Here is a 22,749-nt window from a genome sequence, read left to right on the forward strand (position 1 = left end):
TTCAACTATTATAAATTTATTTATTAAGCTTTATTTAACTTTACTTCTATCAATTTGCTTTAACTAATTATGGTAATCACCAAAATATCTGAAACGAAAAAAATCCTTAACAATCATCGATCATCTGGCAAAACAATTGGTTTTGTTCCCACCATGGGAGCTCTTCATCAAGGTCACATTTCATTGGTTGACAAAGCCGTAAACGAAAATGATGTTGTTATTGTAAGTTTATTTGTTAATCCAACCCAGTTCAACGATAAATCAGATCTTAAGAATTACCCCAGAACACCAGAGAATGATATAAAACTGTTAGAAGAGTCGGGTGTTCACTACATCTTTATGCCCTCCGAACAGGAGATATACCCAGAAAAGGACACCCGTATTTTTGATTTTGGGTTACTTGACAAAGTTATGGAAGGGGAACATCGCCCTGGGCATTTCAATGGTGTTGCGCAGGTGGTATCCAAACTTTTTGATATTGTTGAGCCTCACCGTGCTTATTTTGGACAAAAAGATTTTCAGCAACTGGCAGTAATCCGCCATCTTGTAAAACAACTTAAGTTGAAAATTGAAATAATTGGTTGTCCAATTATGCGCGAACCAGATGGATTGGCAATGAGTTCAAGGAATTTACTACTGGATCCCGAGAAAAGAAAAAGTGCGCCCAATATCCACAAAACTTTAACAGAAGCGCGCAACAAAGTAAATGAATTATCCGTAAAAGGCTTAATACACTGGGTAGTTACAAACATTAACAAGGATTCTAATCTAATTGTTGAATATTTTTCTTTGGTCGATAGTGAAACTTTGCAGCCTGTATCAAACTGGGAAGATTCAAAGTCAATTATTGGTTGCATTGCTGTTCAAGCAGGAAATGTTCGATTAATTGATAATACGTTTTATAAATAAAATATCCATAATAGAAATGTTTATTGAAATTGTAAAATCAAAAATCCATCAGGTTTCAATTACTGAGGCAAACCTACATTATGTTGGAAGTATTACTATTGATGAAGATTTAATGGATGCCTCTAATCTGATTGAAAACGAAAAGGTTCAGATTGTTAATATTAATAATGGTGAAAGACTTGAGACCTATGTGATTAAAGGGGCACGTGGTTCTGGGCAAATTTGTCTCAATGGACCTGCCGCTCGAAAATGTGCTGTGGGTGATGTTATTATTATTATGTCGTATGCAACGATGGCCTTTGAGGAAGCCAAAAAATTTAAACCTTCCATTATTTTCCCTGATACCATCACGAACAAACTTGTATAATCCTTTATATCAATAATTCTTGAACAACACTATTAAGAAGGTATTAAATTATTCGCTCTTTTTCGCCCTTGCGATTATTTTACTGTATTTTGCATTCCGCAAAGTGGATGTAAATATCATTATTACTGGCTTTAAGGATGCAAACTACATTTGGGTTATTTTCTCCATACTCGTGGCGATATTTGCTAACCTAGTTAGGGCATTGCGTTGGCAATTACTCATTGAACCCTTGGGTGTAAAACCATCCATCAAAAATGTTTTTGGTGCTGTAATGATTGGTTATCTTGCAAACTTTGCTTTTCCTCGATTAGGTGAAATTACAAAATGTGGTGTGCTCAAAAAAACCGACAATGTCTCATTTGAATCACTTATAGGAACTGTTCTGGTTGAAAGAGCATCAGACTTGGTTATGCTCTTGTTTTGTGTTGTTCTCGTTTTCTTTATTAAAATAGATTTTTTTGGGGAATTTCTTCTCCATAAAATATTTAAACCTCTCTTCTTTAAGGCTTCTGGGTTTTCTTTTATGTCAATTATTATAATCGCTTCATTTTTGCTTTTTATATACTTATTACTTCATCTTATTCGAAAAAATGTCTTTGGCCACAAGGTTAAAGCTCGTGTAAAAAGCATGTACTACGGTATCGTTGATGGATTAAAATCTGTATCAGGAATGAAGAGGAGAGGATTGTTTATATTCTACTCCTTCCTCATATGGAGTTTATATCTGCTAATGACATGGTTGCTCGTTTTTTCAACCAAACCTACAAGTGATCTAAGTTTAGTTGATAGTCTATTTGTTATGGTTGTTGGTTCCTTTGGAATGATTGTTCCCGTACAAGGGGGGTTTGGGGCTTTCCATATTATTACTGCAACAGGATTAGGGCTTTTCGGAATTTCACGTGAGGATGGTCTTGTATTTGCTACAATCGCTCATGAATCACAAACAATTCTTCTAATTGTCTTAGGAACAATATCCATGGCCATTTTATTTATAAAGAAAAAAACAAAACCCACAAATCCTTAATAAATTCTAAATCCATAGCTAATGGCCAAAACTCAAAGTACATATGTTTGCCAAAACTGTGGTGCTGAGTCCGTGAAATGGCTTGGTCGTTGTCCTGCTTGCGGGGAATGGAATACTTATGTTGAAGAAAGGATAAGTAAAGACAAGTCTAGATCCGGTCTTGTTGATGTTTCTCGAAACGCAACACCAAAACCGCTTAGGGATATTGACTCAAATAACGAAAAACGTTTAGATACAGGAATCGGTGAGGTAAACCGTATATTAGGTGGTGGTATTGTAACAGGATCGCTAATTCTGCTGGCAGGTGAACCTGGCATCGGAAAATCGACACTGGCTCTGCAACTTGCCCTTGGATTAAGAGATCTTAAAATCCTTTACATTTCGGGAGAAGAAAGTGCCAAACAGGTAAAACTAAGGGCTGATAGAATAAACCCACATAATCAGGAGTGTTTAATATTAAACGAAACACTTCTGGAAAATATCATTACTCAAGCAGAAAATGTTAAACCCGATCTAATTGTAATTGATTCTATTCAAACACTTTATACTGACAGTATTGAATCCTCACCGGGTAGTGTTTCACAGGTAAGAGAATCAACAGTAGCATTACTTCGTTATTCTAAAACAACGGGGACTCCAATTATTCTTATCGGTCATATTACAAAGGATGGAAGTATTGCCGGTCCCAAAGTTCTTGAACATATTGTTGATGTAGTTTTACAGTTCGAGGGTGATAGTAATTTCATTTACCGTATCCTTCGCTCGGCAAAAAATCGTTTTGGCTCAACATCCGAACTTGGAATTTTCGAAATGCAAAGCAGTGGACTGGTTGAAGTTACAAACCCCTCGGAAATACTTCTTTCGCATCGAGATGAGGCTTTGAGTGGTATTGCCATTTCTGCCGCAATTGATGGTACTAGGCCTTTTCTAATAGAAATACAAGCACTTGTAAGTTCTGCTGCATACGGAACACCACAAAGATCAACAACTGGATTTGATACTCGTAGGTTGAATATGCTTTTAGCCGTTCTGGAAAAACGAGCTGGGTTTAAGTTGGCTACAAAAGATGTTTTTTTAAATATCGCAGGAGGGATAAAGGTTATTGATCCTGCTATTGATTTAGCTGTTATATCATCCATTCTCTCATCAGCATTCGACTCTTCTATTCCAAGTACTTCATGCTTTGCGGCAGAGATAGGCCTTTCAGGAGAGATTAGACCAGTTAGTAGACTTGAACAAAGAATTGCTGAAGCAAAGAAACTTGGAATGCAAAAAATATTTGTCTCCAAATACAACAAGGGTATAGATCAACGTACTGATGGGATTGACCTTGTACAAATATCAAAGGTTGAGGAACTGGTTAGGCATCTTTTTGGGAAAAACTAAATTCCGCCTTTCATCTATTATTTACAACATCTAAGTTTTATTCTCTTGCACTATCGATTTTTGTTTTCGATATTTGAACCTGATTTATTAAAAACATTATGAAAATTGCTATTGTTGGTTTTGGGGCTGCTGCTATTGGCCTTCTTGAAAAGTTAAAAGAATCATCACATGAAATTCATGTCTTTGAAAAAAGCAAAGATGTATACTCATCAAGTATTTCGGGGATAAGAGCTGATGGAAAACTGTTCGTTTCCACAGAAATGGGCGGCGATATCTTCATCGACCCTATGCTTCAAAAAAAACTTGTGGATTACTATATAAATTATACAGATAACAAACTTGTTGAAACAGGTAAATCGTTTGGAAACCATCATTACTACAAACTTTTTTACGAAAAAGGATTTCTTCCCATCAGTTCCGATTTTTATCACATTGGAACGGATCAACTAAAAGAGGTTCTTTTCAATATCTACAACGATTTTTCATCACATCCAAATATCCATTTTCACTTCAATTACGAGGTAATTGATATTGATGAAGAAAAAAATGGGGCTAAAATTAATGGGGATGGGTTATTTGATATAGCCATAATAACGGTTGGTCGTAGTGGTCACAAACTGGTTAACCGAATGATGACCAAATTTCCCAAGTTAGTGCTTGATAATACAAGGGTTGATATGGGAATTCGATTCGAACTTCCCAACCATGTTGTTGATGAGATAAATAAGGAGATGTACGAGTTTAAGGTTAAATACCGAAGCAAAACAGGGTATATGGTGCGTACATTTTGTAATAATCCTTCTGGCTTTGTTGTTACCGAAAACTATGGGGATTTTTTGACCGTAAATGGTCATGCTAAGATGATGGAGAAAAGCAATAACACCAACTTTGCAATTTTAACCTCCCTCAAGTTCACAGAGCCATTCAACGATCCTATTGGGTACGGTTCCTATATCGCAAAACTATCGAATTTATTGGCTGGAGAGGATAAAGTAATCCTACAAACCTATAGTCATTTTAAGGAATCAAGAAGAACAAAGAATTTATATAGAGTTTTACCAACTCTCGATCCTAAAAGTTTTATTCTTGGCGATGTAAATCTTGTATTTCCTCGAAGAATTATTGAAAGTATAATCGACTTTGTCGAAAATCTCGATAAAGTTATTCCTGGAGTTGCAAATAATGATAATCTGGTTTACGCACCTGAAATTAAATTTTACTCAAATCGCCTGAATAACAAATCCATGCAGCATATAAAATTCGCCGGTGATTGTTCTGGTGCCACTCGTTCAATAATTTATGCAACCGCTCATGGGTATTTAATTGGCGAAGCTATTCTTGCAAATCAATTCTCAAATGCTGAATTATAATGCTTAAGGTCGAAAACCTTAGTGTGAAATTTGGAAATATCAATGTCCTCATCCAGATGTCATTCCAGTTAGAAAAGGGTGAAATATTGGGTGTTGTAGGAGAATCAGGATCAGGAAAAACTATTACCTCTCTATGCTTAATGGGGCTATTACCACCACAGGCTATAATTGAAAACGGTACCTCCGAGTTTTTGTTGAATAGCAGTGATACTTTAAATCTCTTTGCCCTCACCGAAAAAAGATTTCAAACTATTCGAGGTAAGCACATCGCAATGATTTTTCAGGAACCCCAAACCTGCCTTAATCCATCGATGCGATGCGGAAAGCAACTTCTCGAAGCGGTTCTTCTCAACTCAGATCTACGGGGAAATACTGCTAAGAAAAGGTGCTTTGATCTCCTGACTGAAATGCAACTACCAAGCCCAGAGAAAGTATATAATAGCTATCCCCATCAACTAAGTGGCGGGCAAAAACAGCGGGTAATGATTGCTATGGCTTTATCGGGAAACCCTGAACTTCTGATTGCCGATGAGCCAACCACTGCCCTAGATGTCACTGTCCAAAAGGGATTGCTGCAACTATTAAAGTCCCTCCGGGATAAATATCAAATGGGAATGATATTTATAAGCCACGATTTAGGTTTAATTAGTGAAATAGCCGATAAAGTAATTGTCCTTCAATATGGGAAAATAGTAGAACAGGGCTCTGTGAAACAAATATTTTCCTCGCCTCAAAATCCTTATACAAAAGGCTTGCTAGCAAGTAGACCTCCTCTAAATAAAAAACCATATCGTCTGTTGACCGTTGAGGATTTTATTAACGGAAATAATAATTTAGCCCAAGCACCCGATAAAATAACATCCACGAATTATAATATACTCTATTCTGCAAAAAGTATTGTCACCAGTTTCATCACCAAAAAAAATCTTTGGGGAAACGCTATTAAAAAATTTAATGCGGTCGATAATGTTAGCCTTGAACTATTTGAGGGTGAAATTCTTGGTGTTGTTGGCGAATCAGGATCGGGGAAAACAACCCTTGGAAGAACTTTGCTCAACTTAATTCAAAATCAATCGGGAATAATTACCTATAAAGGGATGAATCTCAGAAAAATGGACAGAGGTTCCAGATCTCTGTTTAGGAAAGAGGTTCAACTAATTTTTCAAGATCCCTATTCATCCTTAAATCCCAGAAAGACAATCGGTCAAGCAATATCCGAACCATTGAAGGTGAATCATATTTATCGAAACGAGAAGGAAAGAAAGCAAAGAGTTCTCGATTTGTTAAGGAATGTAGCCTTACCTCACGAAAGTTACTACAGATATCCTCACGAATTTTCTGGAGGTCAACGACAGCGCATAGTTATTGCCCGTGCATTAGCCGTTAATCCAAAAGTCATTATTTGTGATGAAATAGTCTCTGCGCTTGATGTTTCGGTTCAAGCACAGGTGCTGAATCTAATTAAAGATCTAAAAGAAAAATTTGACTTAACTTTGCTGTTTATATCGCACGATTTGTCTGTTGTAAAATACATTAGCGATAGAATTATTGTTCTAAAAAATGGCGAATTGGTTGAAACAGGATCTTCGGATGAGATATTTAACTCACCAAAGACCGAATACACAAAAAATCTAATTAATTCAATCCCTGGTAGGGAAAGCAATAATTAAATTTAGAAAAAATCATCCTCGTTTATCTCTTTTTTTATTTTCTTCTTTCCCTTTGCATCCTCACAATCAGTATCAAAATATTTGGTTACCAATGGCTTTTCCCAAATATCATTAGGGGAAATACCTAAACGCGAATCTTTGTAAACTTTTTCAAGAAAAAGAGCATAAATAGGTAAAGCCATAGTTGCTCCCTGCCCAAAATACAATTCCTGAAAATGTACAGAACGATCCTCTGCTCCTACCCATGTGCCAGTAACTAAATTAGGCAGCATTCCCATAAACCATCCATCGGAGTGATTCTGAGTAGTTCCTGTTTTTCCTGCAATTGGGCCAAGAAGTTCATACGTTAGCCTTAACCGAATACCCGTTCCGTTATTTATTACTCCTTCTAACAGGTTAATCATTAAATATGCCGTTTGCTCGCTTATTGCCTCGCTTTTTTGAGGAGTAAAATTTGCCAATACGTTACCATTCTTATCCTCTATCTTGGTAACCATCAATGGTTCTACATAAACTCCTTTATTGGCAAAGGTACTATAAGCACCAACCATCTCATATAGTGAAAGTTCTGAAGTTCCTAAGAAAACCGAATTTACAGCTTGGATCTTGCTTTTAACACCCATCTTCTTTATTATATCGGCAACCGCCTGAGGCGTAAACTGCTTGATTAACCAAGCAGAAATATTATTCACAGAATTTGCGAGACCCCACTTGAGAGTAACCATTTTTCCGTCATATTTTGTACTACCAGAGTTTTTGGGAGTCCAAGTAGAATCTTTAAGTACCCCATCTTTGCCTCTCACCCTTTCAATAAATGTTTGTGAAACATTGGGAACTTTATAACAAGGGGAATAACCCTCCTGCATTGCTAAGGTATATACAAAAGGTTTAATGGTAGAACCAACCTGTCGTTTCCCTTGTAAAACTTGGTCGTACTTGAAATGTTTATAGTTAGGCCCGCCCACATATGCTTTAATAAAACCAGTATGTGGATTCATTGCCATAAAACTTGCTCTAAAGAATCGTTTATAGTGTTTAATTGAGTCCATTGGTGTCATCAAGGTATCTTGCTCTCCTTTCCAAGTAAAAATGGTCATCCTTGTTTTAGTGTTAAAGTTGGCATAAATATTTTCCGTTGAAACCCCTTTACTTCTAAGTATCCTATACCGATCTGTTTGCTTCATCGCATGAAGGAGGATCGATTTAACCTGCTCATTCGTAAGTTTAGAGTCAAATAATCGATACCCGCTATTCTTCTGTTCATAGTCAAATTGCACCTGAAGATATTTACTTAAGTGCTCTTCAACTGACTCCTCAGCATATTGCTGCATCCTAGAGTTAATTGTAGTATAAATCTTAAGACCATCCCTATATATACTATAAGGTGTACCATCGGGTTTTAGGTTTTTATTGCACCAGCCATAAAGAGGGTTATCAGCCCATTGGAGCGAATCCTCAACAAATTGATCGTGAGCAAAATAGAATTTAGGATCAGGCTTTTTTGCAATTAGTATCAAACGAAGCGTCTCTCTAAAATAGGTTCCAAGTCCAACATTGTGATCCTGAACCCTATAAGTTAACTTTATTGGAATTCTTATTAATGAATCATATTTTCGCTTTGTAAGAAACTCGTACTTATACATTTGTGATAAAACGAAGTTTCGCCGGTCTAAAGATCTTTCTGGATTACGAACTGGGCTATATCTCGTAGGAGCATTAACTAAGCCAATTAGCACAGCCGCTTGCTCAACTTTAATTGAATCGGGCGTGGTGTTAAAAAAGGTTTTTGCGGCTGATTTTATTCCATAAGAATTACCTCCAAACTCAACAATGTTGAGGTACATGGCTAAAATCTCATCCTTGGTATAATTCTTTTCCAATTTTACTGCTGTAATCCATTCTTTGAATTTTGCAATTGAAAGATGTGCAAGTTTTGAAATAAAGAAACTATGATATATTGTGTCCCGGGGAAACAAGTTCTTAGCAAGCTGTTGGGTTATCGTACTGCCCCCTCCAGCTTCTCGATTACCAAGCAGTAACGTTTTAATAAATACGCGCCCTAAACCCCTAGCATCAATTCCACTATGTCGGTAGAAGCGTATATCCTCTGTAGCAAGAAGGGCCTTAACAAGATTTGGAGATATCTTATCATAACCTACAAAAGTTCTGTTTTGCACGAAATACGTACCGAGCACTTTATGATCTTCCGAAATAACCTCTGAGGCCAAATTACTTTTGGGATTTTCAAGCTCCTCAAATGTTGGCATTGGTCCAAACACCTCAATTGATATGAATATATAAATTAATGTAACAGATAAAAAAACAAAAGAGATGAGACCCCATAGCCACCATCTTATTTTCTTCTTAATGTCAAGTTTTTCTCGGGACATATCCTATATTTTTTAAAAAATCGGAACAAAGTTAATAATATTTTAAAAGTTATTTCTTATGCCTTTCGAATGTTCCTGAGAATCTTTGTTTACTAGTGTTTTTAAATGACAACCGGTTAACTACAAAAAAAGTATTTTATTCATTAAAAAAGTATTTTTAATATTTTTTTTGCGGTTACTTCGTTTATTGTTTTACTTTGTGCCAGTTTTTATATCAAATTTTATAATAAGGTATGATCCAAAATCTTGTTATTGTTGAGTCACCAGCCAAAGCGAAAACGATAGAAAAGTTTTTAGGGAAGGAGTTTGTAGTAAAATCAAGCTTTGGGCATATACGAGATCTCTCCAAAAAGAATCTAGGTATCGATATTGAAAAAGGGTTTAAGCCTGAATATATCGTTAACGATGATAAAAAAAAGGTGGTCGATGATCTACGCAAAAGCGTTGCTGAATCCGAAACAGTTTGGCTTGCATCTGATGAGGATCGCGAAGGAGAAGCAATTGCTTGGCATCTAAGCGAAGTTCTTAAGCTAGATAAGAATAAAACCAAAAGAATAGTTTTTCACGAGATTACTAAAAATGCGATACAAAACGCAATTAAGAATCCTCGAGGAATTGATTATAACCTTGTTAACGCCCAGCAAGCTCGTAGAATACTTGATCGACTTGTAGGTTTTGAATTATCGCCCATACTCTGGAAAAAAGTTAAACCAGCACTATCTGCGGGAAGGGTTCAATCAGTTGCTGTAAGGCTTTTAGTTGAAAGAGAAAGAGAAGTATTTGCATTTAATTCCTCCTCTTTTTTTAAGGTAGTTGCCCATTTCAAAGGGGATACTGAAATAAAAGCTGAACTTTCTGAAAAACTCCTGACCTTAAAGGAAACGCTTGACTTCATTGAAAGCTGTAAAACTGCAATTTTTACGATTTCAGATGTTAGTAAAAAACCTTCGAAAAAAACACCTGCACCCCCTTTTACAACATCTACGCTTCAACAAGAGGCGAGTCGTAAATTGAGTTTTTCAGTTTCTCAAACTATGACCATCGCTCAAAAACTTTATGAGGCTGGTCATATTACATACATGAGAACCGACTCGGTAAACCTTTCGGATACAGCAATTGATGCTGCAAAAGAAACAATTATTCAAGAGTTTGGAGGAAAATATCATAACCCAAGACAGTTTAAAACAAAATCAAAAGGAGCTCAAGAGGCGCACGAAGCTATAAGACCAACCTACTTTGATAAACAAAAAATTGTTGGCAGTACTGGTGAACAGAGACTTTACGACCTAATCTGGAAAAGAACCATTGCATCGCAAATGAGTGATGCTCAACTCGAAAAAACGACTGTTACAATAAATATTTCAACATCAACCTATAAATTTATTGCTTCCGGTGAAGTTATTCTGTTTGATGGTTTTCTAAGAGTATACCTTGAATCAACCGACGATGATTCAGACGAGTCAGGAAAAGACCTTTTGCCTCCAATGAAAGCGGGTCAAATACTTTCACCAAAGGAAATTGCTGCTAACGAAAGATTTACCCAGCGTCCCCCAAGATATACAGAGGCAAGCCTTGTGAAAAAACTTGAAGAACTTGGGATTGGACGCCCCTCAACCTATGCTCCTACCATTTCTACCATAGTAACACGTGGTTATGTGCTTAAAGAAGATCGAGAAGGCATTAGTCGAAAATACATTTCAATTCTATTAAAGAACGGAAAGGTAACAAAGGAGGAAAAAACTGAAATTACAGGTGCCGAAAAATCAAAATTATTTCCAAGTGATATTGGTATCGTTGTAAATGATTTTCTTGTTGAATATTTTAAAAACATCCTTAACTATAACTTTACCGCTACGGTAGAAAAGGATTTTGACGATATTGCCGAAGGGAAAATTGAATGGACAAAAATGATCGAACAATTTTATCGTCCTTTCCACAAAGATGTTGAAAAAACACTTCTTGAATCCGACTATAGCAAAGGAGAAAGAACTCTCGGTGCCGATCCTAAAACAGGGAAATCTGTTACTGTTCGGATTGGGCGTTTTGGTCCTATTGCTCAAATAGGAGAAAATGATACAGAAAAAAATATAAAGGCTCAATATGCAAGCCTCCTTAAAGGTCAACTTATCGAAACTATTACCCTCGAAGAAGCTTTATCTCTCTTCAATTTACCCAGAAACGTTGGTCTTTACGAAGAAAAAGAGGTAGTAATTGGTATTGGACGTTTTGGCCCATATGTTCGTCATGCATCAAAATTCTTTTCATTAAAAAAAGAAGATAACCCAATAACCATAAGCTTAGCACGTGCTGTTGATATAATTGAAGAGGGCCGAAAGAAAGAAAGAGAAAAAGTAATTAAAATCTTTGATGAGGACTCATCTTTACAACTTTTAAATGGTAGGTGGGGTGCCTACATAAACTATAAGGGTGATAATTATAAATTACCTAAAGGTTCCGACGCTCAAAAACTAAACTATTCCGATTGCGTCAAAATTGTGAGCGAACAGAAACCAACAAATAAAAAGAAAAAAGTATCAGGAAAAGCGAAACGATGAATCCAGTTGATTATCTTGATCCTTCAGATTCAATACCTTTTTTTGGAGGTGTAACAAAAGAATCATCTACTCTTGTTAACATCACCTCCTACACACATAGAAAAGCATTTCCTGAAATAAAACAGGGTGATATCGTTATTTTAGGAGTTTCTGAAAACAGGAATTCCTCTAATATTGGTTCATCAAAATCACCCGATTTAATTAGATCATATTTTTACGGACTTTCAAATTTTCCTCTAAAAGTAAAAATAGTAGATGGGGGAAACTTAAAACCAACTAAAACACCTTCAGATTCATACTCTGCAATAAAAGATTTAGTTGATTTTTTTCTTGGGAAAAAAGCTACATTAATAATTCTTGGTGGTACACAGGAGATATCACTGGCCATTTATCAGGCAATATGTATTCATCGAAAAAGCATTGGAGTCTCGTTTATTGATTCTCGCTTAGATTTAGGAGTACCTGATAGTGGTTTTTGTGCAACTAGTTACATCCAAAAATTTCTTGAAGAACCCATAGGGAATTTATTCAATCTAAGTCTGGTGGGTTATCAAAGCTATTTGGTTGACCCGAAGCAGATTGATTCATTAACTAAAAAAAGTCATGAAGCATTTCGATTAGGCTTTATTAGGGGTAATTTCCGTGAAGTAGAGCCAACTTTTAGGGATTCAGATTTTGTAAGTGTCGATATTGGAGCAATAAGACATTCCGACTGTCCTGGGAATATTTATCCATCTCCAAATGGGCTTTATGCGGAAGAAGCATGCCAACTATCAAGATATTCCGGATTAAGTGATAAAACCTGTTGTTTTGGTATATTTGAACTAAATTCAGACTCTGATCCTTCTCTTCAAAGTGCTCATTTATCTGCCCAATTGGTATGGCATTTTATTGAAGCATTTTCACAAAGAAAAGGAGAAATTCCACATAATAATATTGATTTTAAAAAGTTTATTGTGAAAAGTAATACTCCTGGAATTGACATGATCTTTTATAAAAGTATGATTTCAGACAACTGGTGGATGGAAATTCCAACTAACAACTATGAATTATTTCCTGAAAGAAAAGTGATAATCGCCTGTTCTTATAATGATTATTTACTTGCAAGCAAACAAGAATTGCCAGAAAGGTGGATTAGAGTATATAATAAAGTGATATAATTACGTTATAAATATTTTGATAAATTAATATTTTTATGCCCTAATAATAAAAATTTAAAGGATAAGTGATAACTTTTTGGAGAGAATAAATGTATACGCTATTAATTTTTCATTCATTTATCAACATATTATTGTTAATAAAATTTGTAAGGAATCAATATTTTTCTTTACTTTACCTTTCGGTTGAACCATATTTAGTGAGATATAACAGTATGCGATTAAAGAAATTTGTTTTAGTACTTTTTTCTGGACTCTTTTATTCCACTGTTTTTGGGCAGCAGGATCCTCAATTCTCGCAGGTTATGTTCAATCAAATGAGCATAAATCCTGGATATGCAGGAAGTAATGATATGATTAATGCAAATGCAATTAATAGGATTCAATGGGTTGGATTTGATGGAGCTCCTTCCACCTCTTCTTTTACAATTAACTCACCTATTACACCTTTTGGATTTAAAAGCGGTGTTGGTCTAAATATTCTAACTGACAACCCTGGATTCAACAAAGATTTAGGCCTTAGTTTTTCTTATGCTGCTCGTTTTAAAGCAGGAAAAGGAAATCTCGGTATTGGCACTAGTATCGGTTTTATAAATAATTCGATTGATCCTAATTGGAACTTTCCAAATGTTAGCGCAGATAATGCAATACCTCAAGGCAAACAAAGTAGTGTAAATTTTGATTTGGGTTTTGGGTTGTACTACAATACAGATAATATGTTCTTTGGTCTCTCGGCAACACATCTCAATGGAACCAGAATGAACAAATCTATTAGTCCTTCCCATTATTCCAGACAATATTATCTTACTGGAGGTTATATACTAAATCTACCGAATCCTTCATGGCAGTTTAGTCCATCAGCATATGTCGTTTCTGATTTAGTACTGTCACAATTTTCATTATCAGCAAATCTAAAGTACAATAAAAAATTCTGGGGTGGCGTTTCTTATCGCATAGGTCGTTTGGGGGAGGCTGTAACTGGGATGTTAGGGATTGAATTGTTTAATGGATTAAAAATTGGTTACGCTTACGAATTTTCAATGCGTGAGATTAGTAACTATAATGATGGTTCTCATGAGTTTATGCTTGGTTATTCCTTTAAATTGAAAAAGGAACGCCCGCCTCAACAATTTAAAAGCATAAGATTTTTGTAAACCATTAAAACTGAATTCAAAAAAAATTACGTTATTTGCTAAATAAACGGAGTGTTATGAAAAAGCTTCTTATTTTAAGTGTTCTTATATCCCTTCTATGGAGTTGTGGTCCTAACAGAGAAGGAGAGCTTGTTGGTGTTTCTGGGAGAAAAAGCTATTCAGAACCCAATCCATACAATATGGTATTTGTTCCAATGGGTTCATTTAACATAGGCGGTAACGATCAGGATGTATCTTGGGCCATTAACGCTCCAACAAAAACAATTTCTGTTGATGCGTTTTGGATGGATCAAACCGAAATTACAAATAACCAATATCGTCAATTTGTGTTTTATGTTCGGGACTCTATTGCTAGAAGAAAACTTGCAGAACAAAATGATGAATTCGCAATTTCTGAAGATCAATTTGGCAACCCAATCGATCCACCAACGCTAAATTGGGAAATTCCAATCGATGCAACCGATGAAGGACAAGCAGAGATTCTTAAAGATATGTATTATTCAAAAGAAGAAAGTTTTTATGGCCGTAAAGAGATTGATACCAGAAAACTTGATTATGAATATTTCTGGATCGACCTAAAGCAAGCTGCAGAAAAGCGTAACCGTTATAATTTTGAAACACAAAGTTATGATAAAGGTGAAATAATAAATAACATGGGTGTTCCTGTAAAAGTTACAGATCGTTCTTCTTTTATAATTCGTGATAAAGTAAATGTTTATCCAGATACTCTCTGTTGGATTAGCGATTTTTCATACTCATACAACGAACCTTATACAACTACATATTTTTGGCATCCATCATATGATAATTACCCTGTTGTAGGCGTTTCATGGAAACAAGCAACTGCGTTTTGCATCTGGAGAACCCAAACCTTTAATAAGTATTTAATGGGACAAGGTTTATCTGGTTCAAACGACTTCAGACTTCCAACAGAATCTGAATGGGAATACTCTTCTCGTGGCGGATTAGATCATAGCATGTACCCATGGGGTGGTCCATATACACGTAATGCTGAAGGCTGCTTCCTTGCTAATTTCAAACCACTTAGAGGTAATTTAGTTGATGATGGGGGTTTTATTTCACTTGCTGTTGGTAGTTATGAGCCAAACGATTATGGTTTGTATGACATGGCAGGTAATGTTTCTGAATGGACGGCCAACGCTTATGACGAAAGTGCCTATTCATTTATGCACGACATGAATCCTGATTATAAATACAACGCAAAACCTACCGATCCTCCAGCCCTAAAACGTAAAGTTATTCGTGGTGGCTCATGGAAAGATATTGGTTTTTTCCTTCAAGTAGGTACACGTACATTTGAATATCAGGACACTACTAAATCATATATTGGTTTTAGATGTGTAAAATCTTATTTAGGAGGTAAGTAAGACATATGCATTCAAGGCGCATTAACAACTTAATAATTTAACACCATGGGATTTAATATTTCTGAAATAGTCCAAGGATCTGGTTGGAAAAACTTTATGAAGTATCTCTATGGCTGGGGTGCTTCCATTGTAATTCTTGGAGCCATGTTTAAAATTCTTCACCTAAAGGGTGCTGCTCAAATGCTTATGGTAGGGATGTCGATTGAGGCAATCATTTTCTTTTTCTCGGCTTTTGAGCCAATTCACGAGGAAGTTGATTGGACCTTAGTTTATCCCGAACTTGCAGGTATGTCTGATGAGGAAGAACTTCGAAAATATAGGAGTGATAGTAAACATGGTGGTAGTTTAGATGCTGATTCTATTAAGGAGATTATAACAAGTGTTATGGCAAGCGGTGGTCAAGTTGCCAATCAACCATCTGGTTCTTCTGGACAAGTTCAACAAGTTCCTATTGGTGTTCCTGGGGCATTAGTTTTTACTGAAAAGTTTAACAAAATGCTTGAAAATGCGGAAATCGGCCCTGAACTTTTCGATAAAGTAAGCCGCGGTTTAAATAAACTTAGTGATACCTCAACTAAAATTGCGGACATCTCTAATGCTGCTGTGGCAACAAATGAATATGCCGATAAGATGAAGAAAGCCGCTGAATCAATTGGCTCATTCACTGATAACTACTCAAAATCTGGTCAGGTTCTTAACGAATCTATAAACATTCTTTCTGAAAATTATCAAAAAACGGCAGGTATTGTTTCAGAAAGCGGTCAGGATTTCATGAACGGCGTAAGTAAATCTGTGACAAACCTTCAAGATCAACTTACTAAAGCGGGAGAGAACGTTAGCACCCGTATTAATGAATCAGGAAATAAAGTTGCTGCTGATTTAGGAACAGCTGCTAATGGATTAGCAATTACTTATAAACAAGCAACAGATTCACTAAGCCTAACCTATCAACAACTTTCTGATGCTATGAAGGCTAATGGTAATATTATTAGTGAAGGAAGTGGGGGCTATCAAGGACAACTTGAACGATTGAATAAAAACATGTCTGCCCTCAATGCTGCACACGAATTACATCTTCAAGAAACAACTCAGCGACTGAAAGAAGCTGAAAAGGTTTATTCTGGTGTAGATGGGATGATGAAAAAGATTAATACATCAGTTACTGAAACTGAAAAGTTTACTGAAGCTCTTGAGTTACTCAACAAGAATATTTCAGCATTAAATTCTGTTTATGGCAATATGCTATCGGCGATAAATATTATGTCGAATGGCAAATAATCCTTTAGACTAACTGGTCTATGGCTCACGGCAAAGAAACACCTAGGCAAAAAATGATCGGCATGATGTATCTCGTGCTGACTGCAATGCTTGCATTGAACGTATCCACTGATGTACTTAAAGCTTTTGTTTTAGTTGATAATGGTTTATCTAGAACGACTAAAAACTATAGCGCAAAGAACGAAAAACTTTACACTCAATTTGAGAATGCCTATACTCTAAATAAAGTTAAGGTTGGCCCATGGAAGAATAAAGCAGATGAGATAAAAAAAGAAGCACTAGATATTATTGATTATGTCCAAGGACTTAAAAGAGAAATTGTTATATCCGCAGAAGGTCCTGAAACACCTGCGGTAAAAGGGAATGAAATTCTTAGTGAGTTTATTACTCAAACAACCGATACAGAAAAAGGTGCTAATATTCTAATCGGCCTTGAAGGTAGCGGAAAAGCTTTTGAATTAAAACGGAAACTTGTCAAGTTCAGAGAATATTTAATTAGTTTAATTAATGCTCAGAAAGCACCCGAACTTATTTCTTCAATAAATGGCATCCTTAATACCGATAATCCTCCACCCAAAGAGGATGGCACAGTTCAAACATGGGAAAGTTCTCGGTTTGAAGGAATACCCCTAATTGCTGATATGCCTCAATTAACAAAAGTACAAGTAGATGTCCTCAATTGCGAAGCAGAAGTAGTCAACTACCTTTTGCAACAGGTTGGTGCAAATGATTTTAAGTTTAATGTACTAAAAGCCACTGTTATTCCATCTTCAACTTATGTAATTCAAGGCAATGACTTTAAAGCTCAGGTTTTCTTAGCAGCATCAGATACTACACAACAACCAGAGGTGCTTATTTGTAGTTATGATTCAACTTATAACAAAGAAACTGGAGATTATGATTATAGGGTTGCTGGAGGTTCTACTTCTATTCCCGTTTCAAAATCAGGAAAAGGATTATATACCACTAAGGGTACAAAACTCGGTAAAAATTTTTGGTCTGGCCTTATTCAAATGACAGCACCTGATGGATCAATAACGAGAAAACCTTTTAAACATCAATTTGAGGTTGCAACACCCAACGTAGTTGTTTCCCCATCAAAAATGAACGTGTTTTATTACGGAGTTGATAATCCTGTTGAAATTTCAATTCCAGGAATATCAATGGATAAAATTTCTGCTACAATTAGCAAAGGAACAATCAAGCCGACTGGTTCTGATTTTATTGTACAACCAGGATCTGGAACCACAACCTGCGATATTACTGTATACGCTATCGTTGAAGGAACTAAAAGGAATATGGGTACAAAAACCTTTAGAATAAAACAAGTTCCACCTCCAATCCCAAGAGTAAGTGGGATTACAGGAAAAACTGTTCCTAAGAATGAACTCGCAGCATCCCTTGGTGTTGTTGCTGAAATGCCGAAGGATTTTGACTTTGACCTAAAATTTAAAGTTACAAGTTTTACCCTTGCCGCTACAATTAGAGGTTTTAACCAAGAACAGTCATCAAAGGGTCAAGCATTCACCGAGGATCAAAAAAGAATACTAAGTAATCTTCAATCTGGCAATGTTATTAGTATTATTAATATTAAAGCTGTTGGTCCAGGAGGTGATGTTCGAGATCTAAACGATTTAGTTATTAAGATTAAATAATTGATACACGATATGAGACGAGTAACGATTTTACTAACTGGTGCAGCATTATTATTTACGTCTTTAAGCATCTCCGCACAAGACCAAAAGAAAGAATCTTTGGTTACGGATGGCATATACGTTCGTGAGTCTATTCCACAACGCATTCCTATTCCATACCCTTATATCAGAGAGGCAGATATGATGTATACAAAAAGAATTTGGCGCATTATCGATTTAAGGGAGAAAATCAACCATCCTTTATACTATCCAACTCAAAGGATGCAGGACAGAACTAGCCTTGTTCAAAGACTTGTTGATGCAATAAAATATAATGAAGTAAGTGCCTATGATCCAGCCGTTGATGATGAGTTTACTACATTACTTTCCTACAATCAAGTTTTACAAAATTTTGATGCTCTTGACAAAACGAAAACACAACAAAGTATAACAACTGGACTAGATACTACAATTAATGTTAAGGGAGAAATTCGCTGGCAGGATGTAAAAGAGTTACTTGTTAAAGAGGAATGGTTTTTTGACAAACAACTCTCATCCATTCAAGTTAGAATTATTGGAATCTGTCCAATACGTCACTTTTACCGCGAACTTAAAACTGGTGGTGAAGAAGAGGTAGCTGGTGAATTAGTACGTCAACCTCTATTCTGGGTATACTTCCCTGAAGCAAGAAAAATACTTGCAAATACAGCAGTATTCAATAGTTTTAACGATTCACAAAGGATTACATTTGATGACCTTTTCTTTAAGCGTCATTTTAACTCATCCATTACTCAAGAATCAAATGTTTATAATAATCGTCGTGTTCAGGAGTATACTTATGGAGGTATTCCAAATATGCAGGAGTCCGATAGGATCAAAAATGATTTATTTACATTTGAACATGATCTTTGGGAATATTAAAAAAATAAAAAAAGCCTCGAATAATTCGAGGCTTTTTTATTTCATAGATAATCGTTCTAGGTATACTTTTCTCCCTTTTCGATAAGGACATCACTTACAAACCTCTTTATCTCCTGCTCATCACTCTTTTTACAAACGAGGAGAATATCATCGGATTCAACAACAATGTAATCATCTAAGCCTTGAAGTATTACTAACTTACTATCAGGAACATTTACCAGAGTATTCTTTGAATCATAAATCATTACATTTTTTCCATTTATTGCATTCTTCTTATCATCCTTATTTGAGTGTGAATACAGAGATCCCCAAGTGCCCAAGTCAGACCAACCAAATTCCGAGCAAATTACAAATACATTCTCTGCCTTTTCCATTACGCCATAATCAATAGAAACATTCCGACATTCTGAATAGGATTTCTCGACACATGATAATTCGCTTTTGGTTTCAAATTGAGAAGAAATTTCTTTGAAAAGCCCATCCACCTCGGGTAAGTATTTTTCAAATGCATTAATAATAGAACCAAGCGACCAAACAAAGATTCCAGAATTCCAATAAAACTCCCCGCTATCAAAAAATACCTTGGCGAGTTCTAGGTTAGGTTTCTCGGTAAATGTTTTAACCTTCTTGAGGTTTGGAATGTGCTTGTCTGCTATTGCACCAACCTGTATATAACCATAACCAGTTTCTGGACGATTTGGTTTAATTCCAAGTGTAAGTAGTGCATCATTTTTAGATGCAAAACCTACTGCGCTATTTATAGTTTCAACAAACTTATCCTCATTAAGAATTAAATGATCGCTTGGGGCAACAATTACAATCGCATTGGGATTCTTCTTTTTGATTTTATAGTTTGCAAACGAAATGCAAGGGGCGGTATTTCTTCGCATTGGCTCAAGAACAATCTGTTCTTCCACTATATTTGGCAACTGCTCAAGTACTAAATCTCTATAAATTTGACTCGTTACAATGATAATATTCTCAGGAGGGCAAATTCTGCTCATCCTTAAAAATGTTTGCTGTAAAAGTGTTTTTCCTGTTCCTAAAATATCAATAAACTGTTTTGGTTTTGTCGTCCGACTTAACGGCCAGAATCGACTTCCAATACCACCAGCCATTATCACACAGTGTATATCTCTATTCTCCATAATATTGATATGTTAAATTTGATACAAATGTAATAAACATATTTGGGTTAAGAACTCGCTATAAAACATACCCATTAACTAGTTATCAGTCAATTTATCCAAAACAAATTCGTTATAATTTGGTGGTTTAAATATCAACAATGAAAAAACTAAAGTAACTTTGCGCTCGTTATGAGACTATTCAACCTAGTTGGTTCCTATTTCCTTCTTTTGGGTAAGGTATTTGCCAAGCCAGAAAAGAAAATGATTTACTATAAACTAACTGTAAAAGAGATAGAGAAACTTGGCTTAAACTCTATTATTATTGTTGCCATTATTTCCGCCTTTATGGGCGCCGTAATTACTATTCAAACAGCCTATAATACAGAAAACCCATTTTTACCCTCCTACCTAATTGGTTTAGCTGCTCGCGACAGTATTCTTTTAGAATTCTCTTCAACCATAGTGGGATTAATACTCGCAGGAAAAGTTGGATCAAATATTGCTTCAGAGATTGGAACCATGAAGGTCACACAACAAATTGATGCTCTAGAGGTTATGGGTGTTAATTCTGCGAGTTACCTTATTCTTCCTAAGATAATTGCAACCATGTTTTTTAACCCCTTTCTTACTATGTTGAGTATTGTTGTTGGTATTATCGGGGGTTGGTCTGTTGGCGTTTTTACTGGGGTTGTAACTACACAAGAGTATATTAATGGTATTCAATACGCATTTATCCCTTATTATATAACATATGCTTTAATAAAGACTATTGTTTTTGCCTTTTTGATTACTACAATATCAGCTTTTCAGGGGTATAATGTTGAAGGAGGATCTCTTGAAGTTGGACAAGCAAGCACAAGGGCTGTTGTTGCAAGTAGTGTGGCTATCCTCCTTTTCAATCTTATCCTAACCCAATTACTTCTTTCATGATCAGCGTTAATCATATAAATAAATCGTTCAACAACCACGCTGTTCTAAAGGACATCAGTGCAACTTTTGAGCAAGGAAAAACGAATCTCATTATTGGACAAAGCGGTTCTGGTAAAACGGTTCTCCTTAAGTGTATAGTTGGTCTTTTTGACGTTGATGAAGGAGATATTTTTTACGAAGATGTTCATTTTAATAAAATTGGCTTCCACGAAAAAAAAGAAATTCGTAAAAAAATTGGAATGCTGTTTCAGGGAGGCGCCCTTTTTGATTCCTCTACCGTTGAAGAAAATGTAATGTTTCCTCTTGATATGTTTACCAACATGACCTTTGAGGAAAAACTCGAAAGGGTTAATTCATGCCTAAAGAGGGTAAACATAATTAATTTCAACCATCTTTTCCCTGCCGAAATTAGCGGTGGAATGCAAAAAAGGGTAGCCATTGCAAGAGCCATCGCTTTAAATCCTAAGTTTCTTTTTTGTGATGAACCTAACTCGGGTCTCGATCCAAAAACTTCAATTCTTATAGATGAACTGATTAAGGAGATTACGGAAGAATATAATATTACAACAATTGTTAATACTCACGATATGAATTCCGTTATGGGTATTGGAGATAAAATTATCTTTATCTACGAAGGTCAAAAATGGTGGGAAGGTACAAAGGAAGATGTTCTACATAGCGATAATAAAGAATTTAATAGCTTTGTATTTGCTTCTGCTTTAACCAGAAAAATAAAAGGTATTCTTTAGTTTATCCATGGTTTTTTATCCATTCTAACTTTTCGGGCTGTAAGATTTCAATTGTAGTCCCCTCAATAGATATTATTTTATCCTTACGAAATTCTGAAAGTATTCTAACAACATTCTCAACTCTCATATCTATTAATTCGCCAATCTCTTTTCTTGAAACTGGCAAGTTAAACTTAGTGGATTCGTAAACTTCTTTTGAAAACAGATCAAGAATAAAGGCTATTCTGCCTCTAAGCTGACGATTATCAATATCTAACTTGGTATTTAAAAGCAAATCGGACACCTGACTTATTTTCTGGAGAAGACTGAATGCAAATTTCCCGCTTTCCTGAACAAGTTTATTTATAAGTTCAAATTCAACTATACAAAATTCTGAATCCTCAATTGCAATAATTGAGTATGGATGAACGGGTGAGGAGAATAAACTTAATAGACCAACAAAATCTTTAGGCCTAGCAATTCCAACAAGTTGTTCCTTGCCATCGCTTGAGACTCTGCTTAACTTTGCCAATCCAACTCTCAAAAAAATAAAATCCTTAATCTTATCTCCCTGTTTAATAATCACTTCGCCCTTTTTAGCCTTTAAAAGATCTTTACCCGTTGAAAGCAATTCCAGCTGTTCGTTTGAAAGGCAATTAAAAACGGTAGATCGAAAACCGCACTCGCCACAAGATTCTCCTAAGCATGGTATTTGCATTTTATCGCTCATTGATATTTATCAATCTTGATATTTAACA

The 22,749-nt window shown here is 35.7% G+C and carries 18 protein-coding genes; 15 read left to right on the forward strand and 3 right to left on the reverse strand.

Annotation, left to right across the window (positions count from 1 at the left end; all coding sequences use genetic code 11):
- The first annotated feature begins 69 nt into the window (after positions 1 to 69).
- The 6 genes from HOO91_05665 (at position 70) to HOO91_05690 (ending at position 6,726) form a co-directional block, all read left to right on the forward strand.
- Positions 70 to 909: a pantoate--beta-alanine ligase gene (locus tag HOO91_05665; protein ID NOU17027.1), complete on the forward strand. Its 840-nt coding sequence runs from the start codon at positions 70 to 72 to the stop codon at positions 907 to 909.
- A gap of 16 nt (positions 910 to 925) precedes the next feature.
- Complete coding sequence (locus HOO91_05670) at positions 926 to 1,276, forward strand: aspartate 1-decarboxylase (GenBank protein NOU17028.1); 351 nt, start codon at positions 926 to 928, stop codon at positions 1,274 to 1,276.
- A gap of 19 nt (positions 1,277 to 1,295) precedes the next feature.
- Positions 1,296 to 2,300 carry a flippase-like domain-containing protein gene (locus HOO91_05675; protein NOU17029.1) on the forward strand — a complete coding sequence of 335 codons (1,005 nt, stop codon included), beginning with the start codon at positions 1,296 to 1,298 and terminating at the stop codon, positions 2,298 to 2,300.
- A gap of 21 nt (positions 2,301 to 2,321) precedes the next feature.
- Positions 2,322 to 3,686 (forward strand): DNA repair protein RadA, encoded by a 1,365-nt coding sequence (radA, locus tag HOO91_05680; GenBank protein ID NOU17030.1) that lies wholly within the window; start codon positions 2,322 to 2,324, stop codon positions 3,684 to 3,686.
- 98 nt (positions 3,687 to 3,784) lie between these two features.
- Complete coding sequence (locus HOO91_05685; protein ID NOU17031.1) at positions 3,785 to 5,056, forward strand: NAD(P)/FAD-dependent oxidoreductase; 1,272 nt, start codon at positions 3,785 to 3,787, stop codon at positions 5,054 to 5,056.
- Positions 5,056 to 6,726, forward strand: coding sequence for an ABC transporter ATP-binding protein (locus HOO91_05690; protein ID NOU17032.1), 1,671 nt, complete (start codon positions 5,056 to 5,058; stop codon positions 6,724 to 6,726). The genes HOO91_05685 and HOO91_05690 overlap by 1 nt, the downstream gene beginning before the upstream one ends.
- A gap of 2 nt (positions 6,727 to 6,728) precedes the next feature.
- On the opposite strand, the gene HOO91_05695 is transcribed toward HOO91_05690, so the two are convergent.
- Positions 6,729 to 9,116, reverse strand: a complete 2,388-nt coding sequence (locus tag HOO91_05695) for a penicillin-binding protein (protein NOU17033.1) — start codon at positions 9,114 to 9,116, stop codon at positions 6,729 to 6,731.
- Positions 9,117 to 9,349: 233 nt separating this feature from the next.
- Between HOO91_05695 and topA the strand changes: the two genes are divergently transcribed.
- The 7 genes from topA (at position 9,350) to gldN (ending at position 19,203) form a co-directional block, all read left to right on the forward strand.
- The gene (gene topA / locus HOO91_05700) at positions 9,350 to 11,671 is read left to right on the forward strand and encodes a type I DNA topoisomerase (protein NOU17034.1); all 2,322 of its coding nucleotides are present in this window, start codon (positions 9,350 to 9,352) and stop codon (positions 11,669 to 11,671) included.
- The gene (locus HOO91_05705; protein ID NOU17035.1) at positions 11,668 to 12,831 is read left to right on the forward strand and encodes a formimidoylglutamase; all 1,164 of its coding nucleotides are present in this window, start codon (positions 11,668 to 11,670) and stop codon (positions 12,829 to 12,831) included. The genes topA and HOO91_05705 overlap by 4 nt, the downstream gene beginning before the upstream one ends.
- A 212-nt stretch (positions 12,832 to 13,043) precedes the next feature.
- A complete protein-coding gene (locus tag HOO91_05710) occupies positions 13,044 to 13,982 on the forward strand; it encodes a type IX secretion system membrane protein PorP/SprF (protein NOU17036.1) in 939 nt (312 codons plus the stop codon).
- 56 nt (positions 13,983 to 14,038) lie between these two features.
- Complete coding sequence (locus HOO91_05715) at positions 14,039 to 15,370, forward strand: SUMF1/EgtB/PvdO family nonheme iron enzyme (GenBank protein ID NOU17037.1); 1,332 nt, start codon at positions 14,039 to 14,041, stop codon at positions 15,368 to 15,370.
- Between the two features lie 45 nt (positions 15,371 to 15,415).
- Entirely contained in the window at positions 15,416 to 16,648 is a 1,233-nt protein-coding gene (gene gldL / locus HOO91_05720) for a gliding motility protein GldL (GenBank protein NOU17038.1), read from the forward strand.
- A gap of 20 nt (positions 16,649 to 16,668) precedes the next feature.
- Positions 16,669 to 18,303: a gliding motility protein GldM gene (gene gldM, locus HOO91_05725; protein NOU17039.1), complete on the forward strand. Its 1,635-nt coding sequence runs from the start codon at positions 16,669 to 16,671 to the stop codon at positions 18,301 to 18,303.
- Positions 18,304 to 18,315: 12 nt separating this feature from the next.
- A complete protein-coding gene (gene gldN / locus HOO91_05730; protein ID NOU17040.1) occupies positions 18,316 to 19,203 on the forward strand; it encodes a gliding motility protein GldN in 888 nt (295 codons plus the stop codon).
- A 56-nt stretch (positions 19,204 to 19,259) separates the two neighbouring features.
- Here the strand turns inward: gldN and HOO91_05735 are convergent, their stop codons facing one another.
- Positions 19,260 to 20,351, reverse strand: a complete 1,092-nt coding sequence (locus HOO91_05735; protein NOU17041.1) for a mannose-1-phosphate guanylyltransferase — start codon at positions 20,349 to 20,351, stop codon at positions 19,260 to 19,262.
- Positions 20,352 to 20,522: 171 nt separating this feature from the next.
- Between HOO91_05735 and HOO91_05740 the strand changes: the two genes are divergently transcribed.
- Together HOO91_05740 and HOO91_05745 are read left to right on the forward strand one after the other, a co-directional pair.
- Positions 20,523 to 21,263, forward strand: a complete 741-nt coding sequence (locus tag HOO91_05740) for an ABC transporter permease (GenBank protein NOU17042.1) — start codon at positions 20,523 to 20,525, stop codon at positions 21,261 to 21,263.
- Entirely contained in the window at positions 21,260 to 22,012 is a 753-nt protein-coding gene (locus tag HOO91_05745; protein ID NOU17043.1) for an ATP-binding cassette domain-containing protein, read from the forward strand. Before HOO91_05740 ends, HOO91_05745 begins: the two co-directional genes overlap by 4 nt.
- A 1-nt stretch (position 22,013) precedes the next feature.
- On the opposite strand, the gene HOO91_05750 is transcribed toward HOO91_05745, so the two are convergent.
- Positions 22,014 to 22,721 (reverse strand): Crp/Fnr family transcriptional regulator, encoded by a 708-nt coding sequence (locus tag HOO91_05750; GenBank protein ID NOU17044.1) that lies wholly within the window; start codon positions 22,719 to 22,721, stop codon positions 22,014 to 22,016.
- Positions 22,722 to 22,749: the final 28 nt, after the last annotated feature.

It is taken from the genome of Bacteroidales bacterium, from assembly GCA_013141385.1.
In the GTDB taxonomy this organism is placed as follows: domain Bacteria; phylum Bacteroidota; class Bacteroidia; order Bacteroidales; family Tenuifilaceae; genus UBA8529.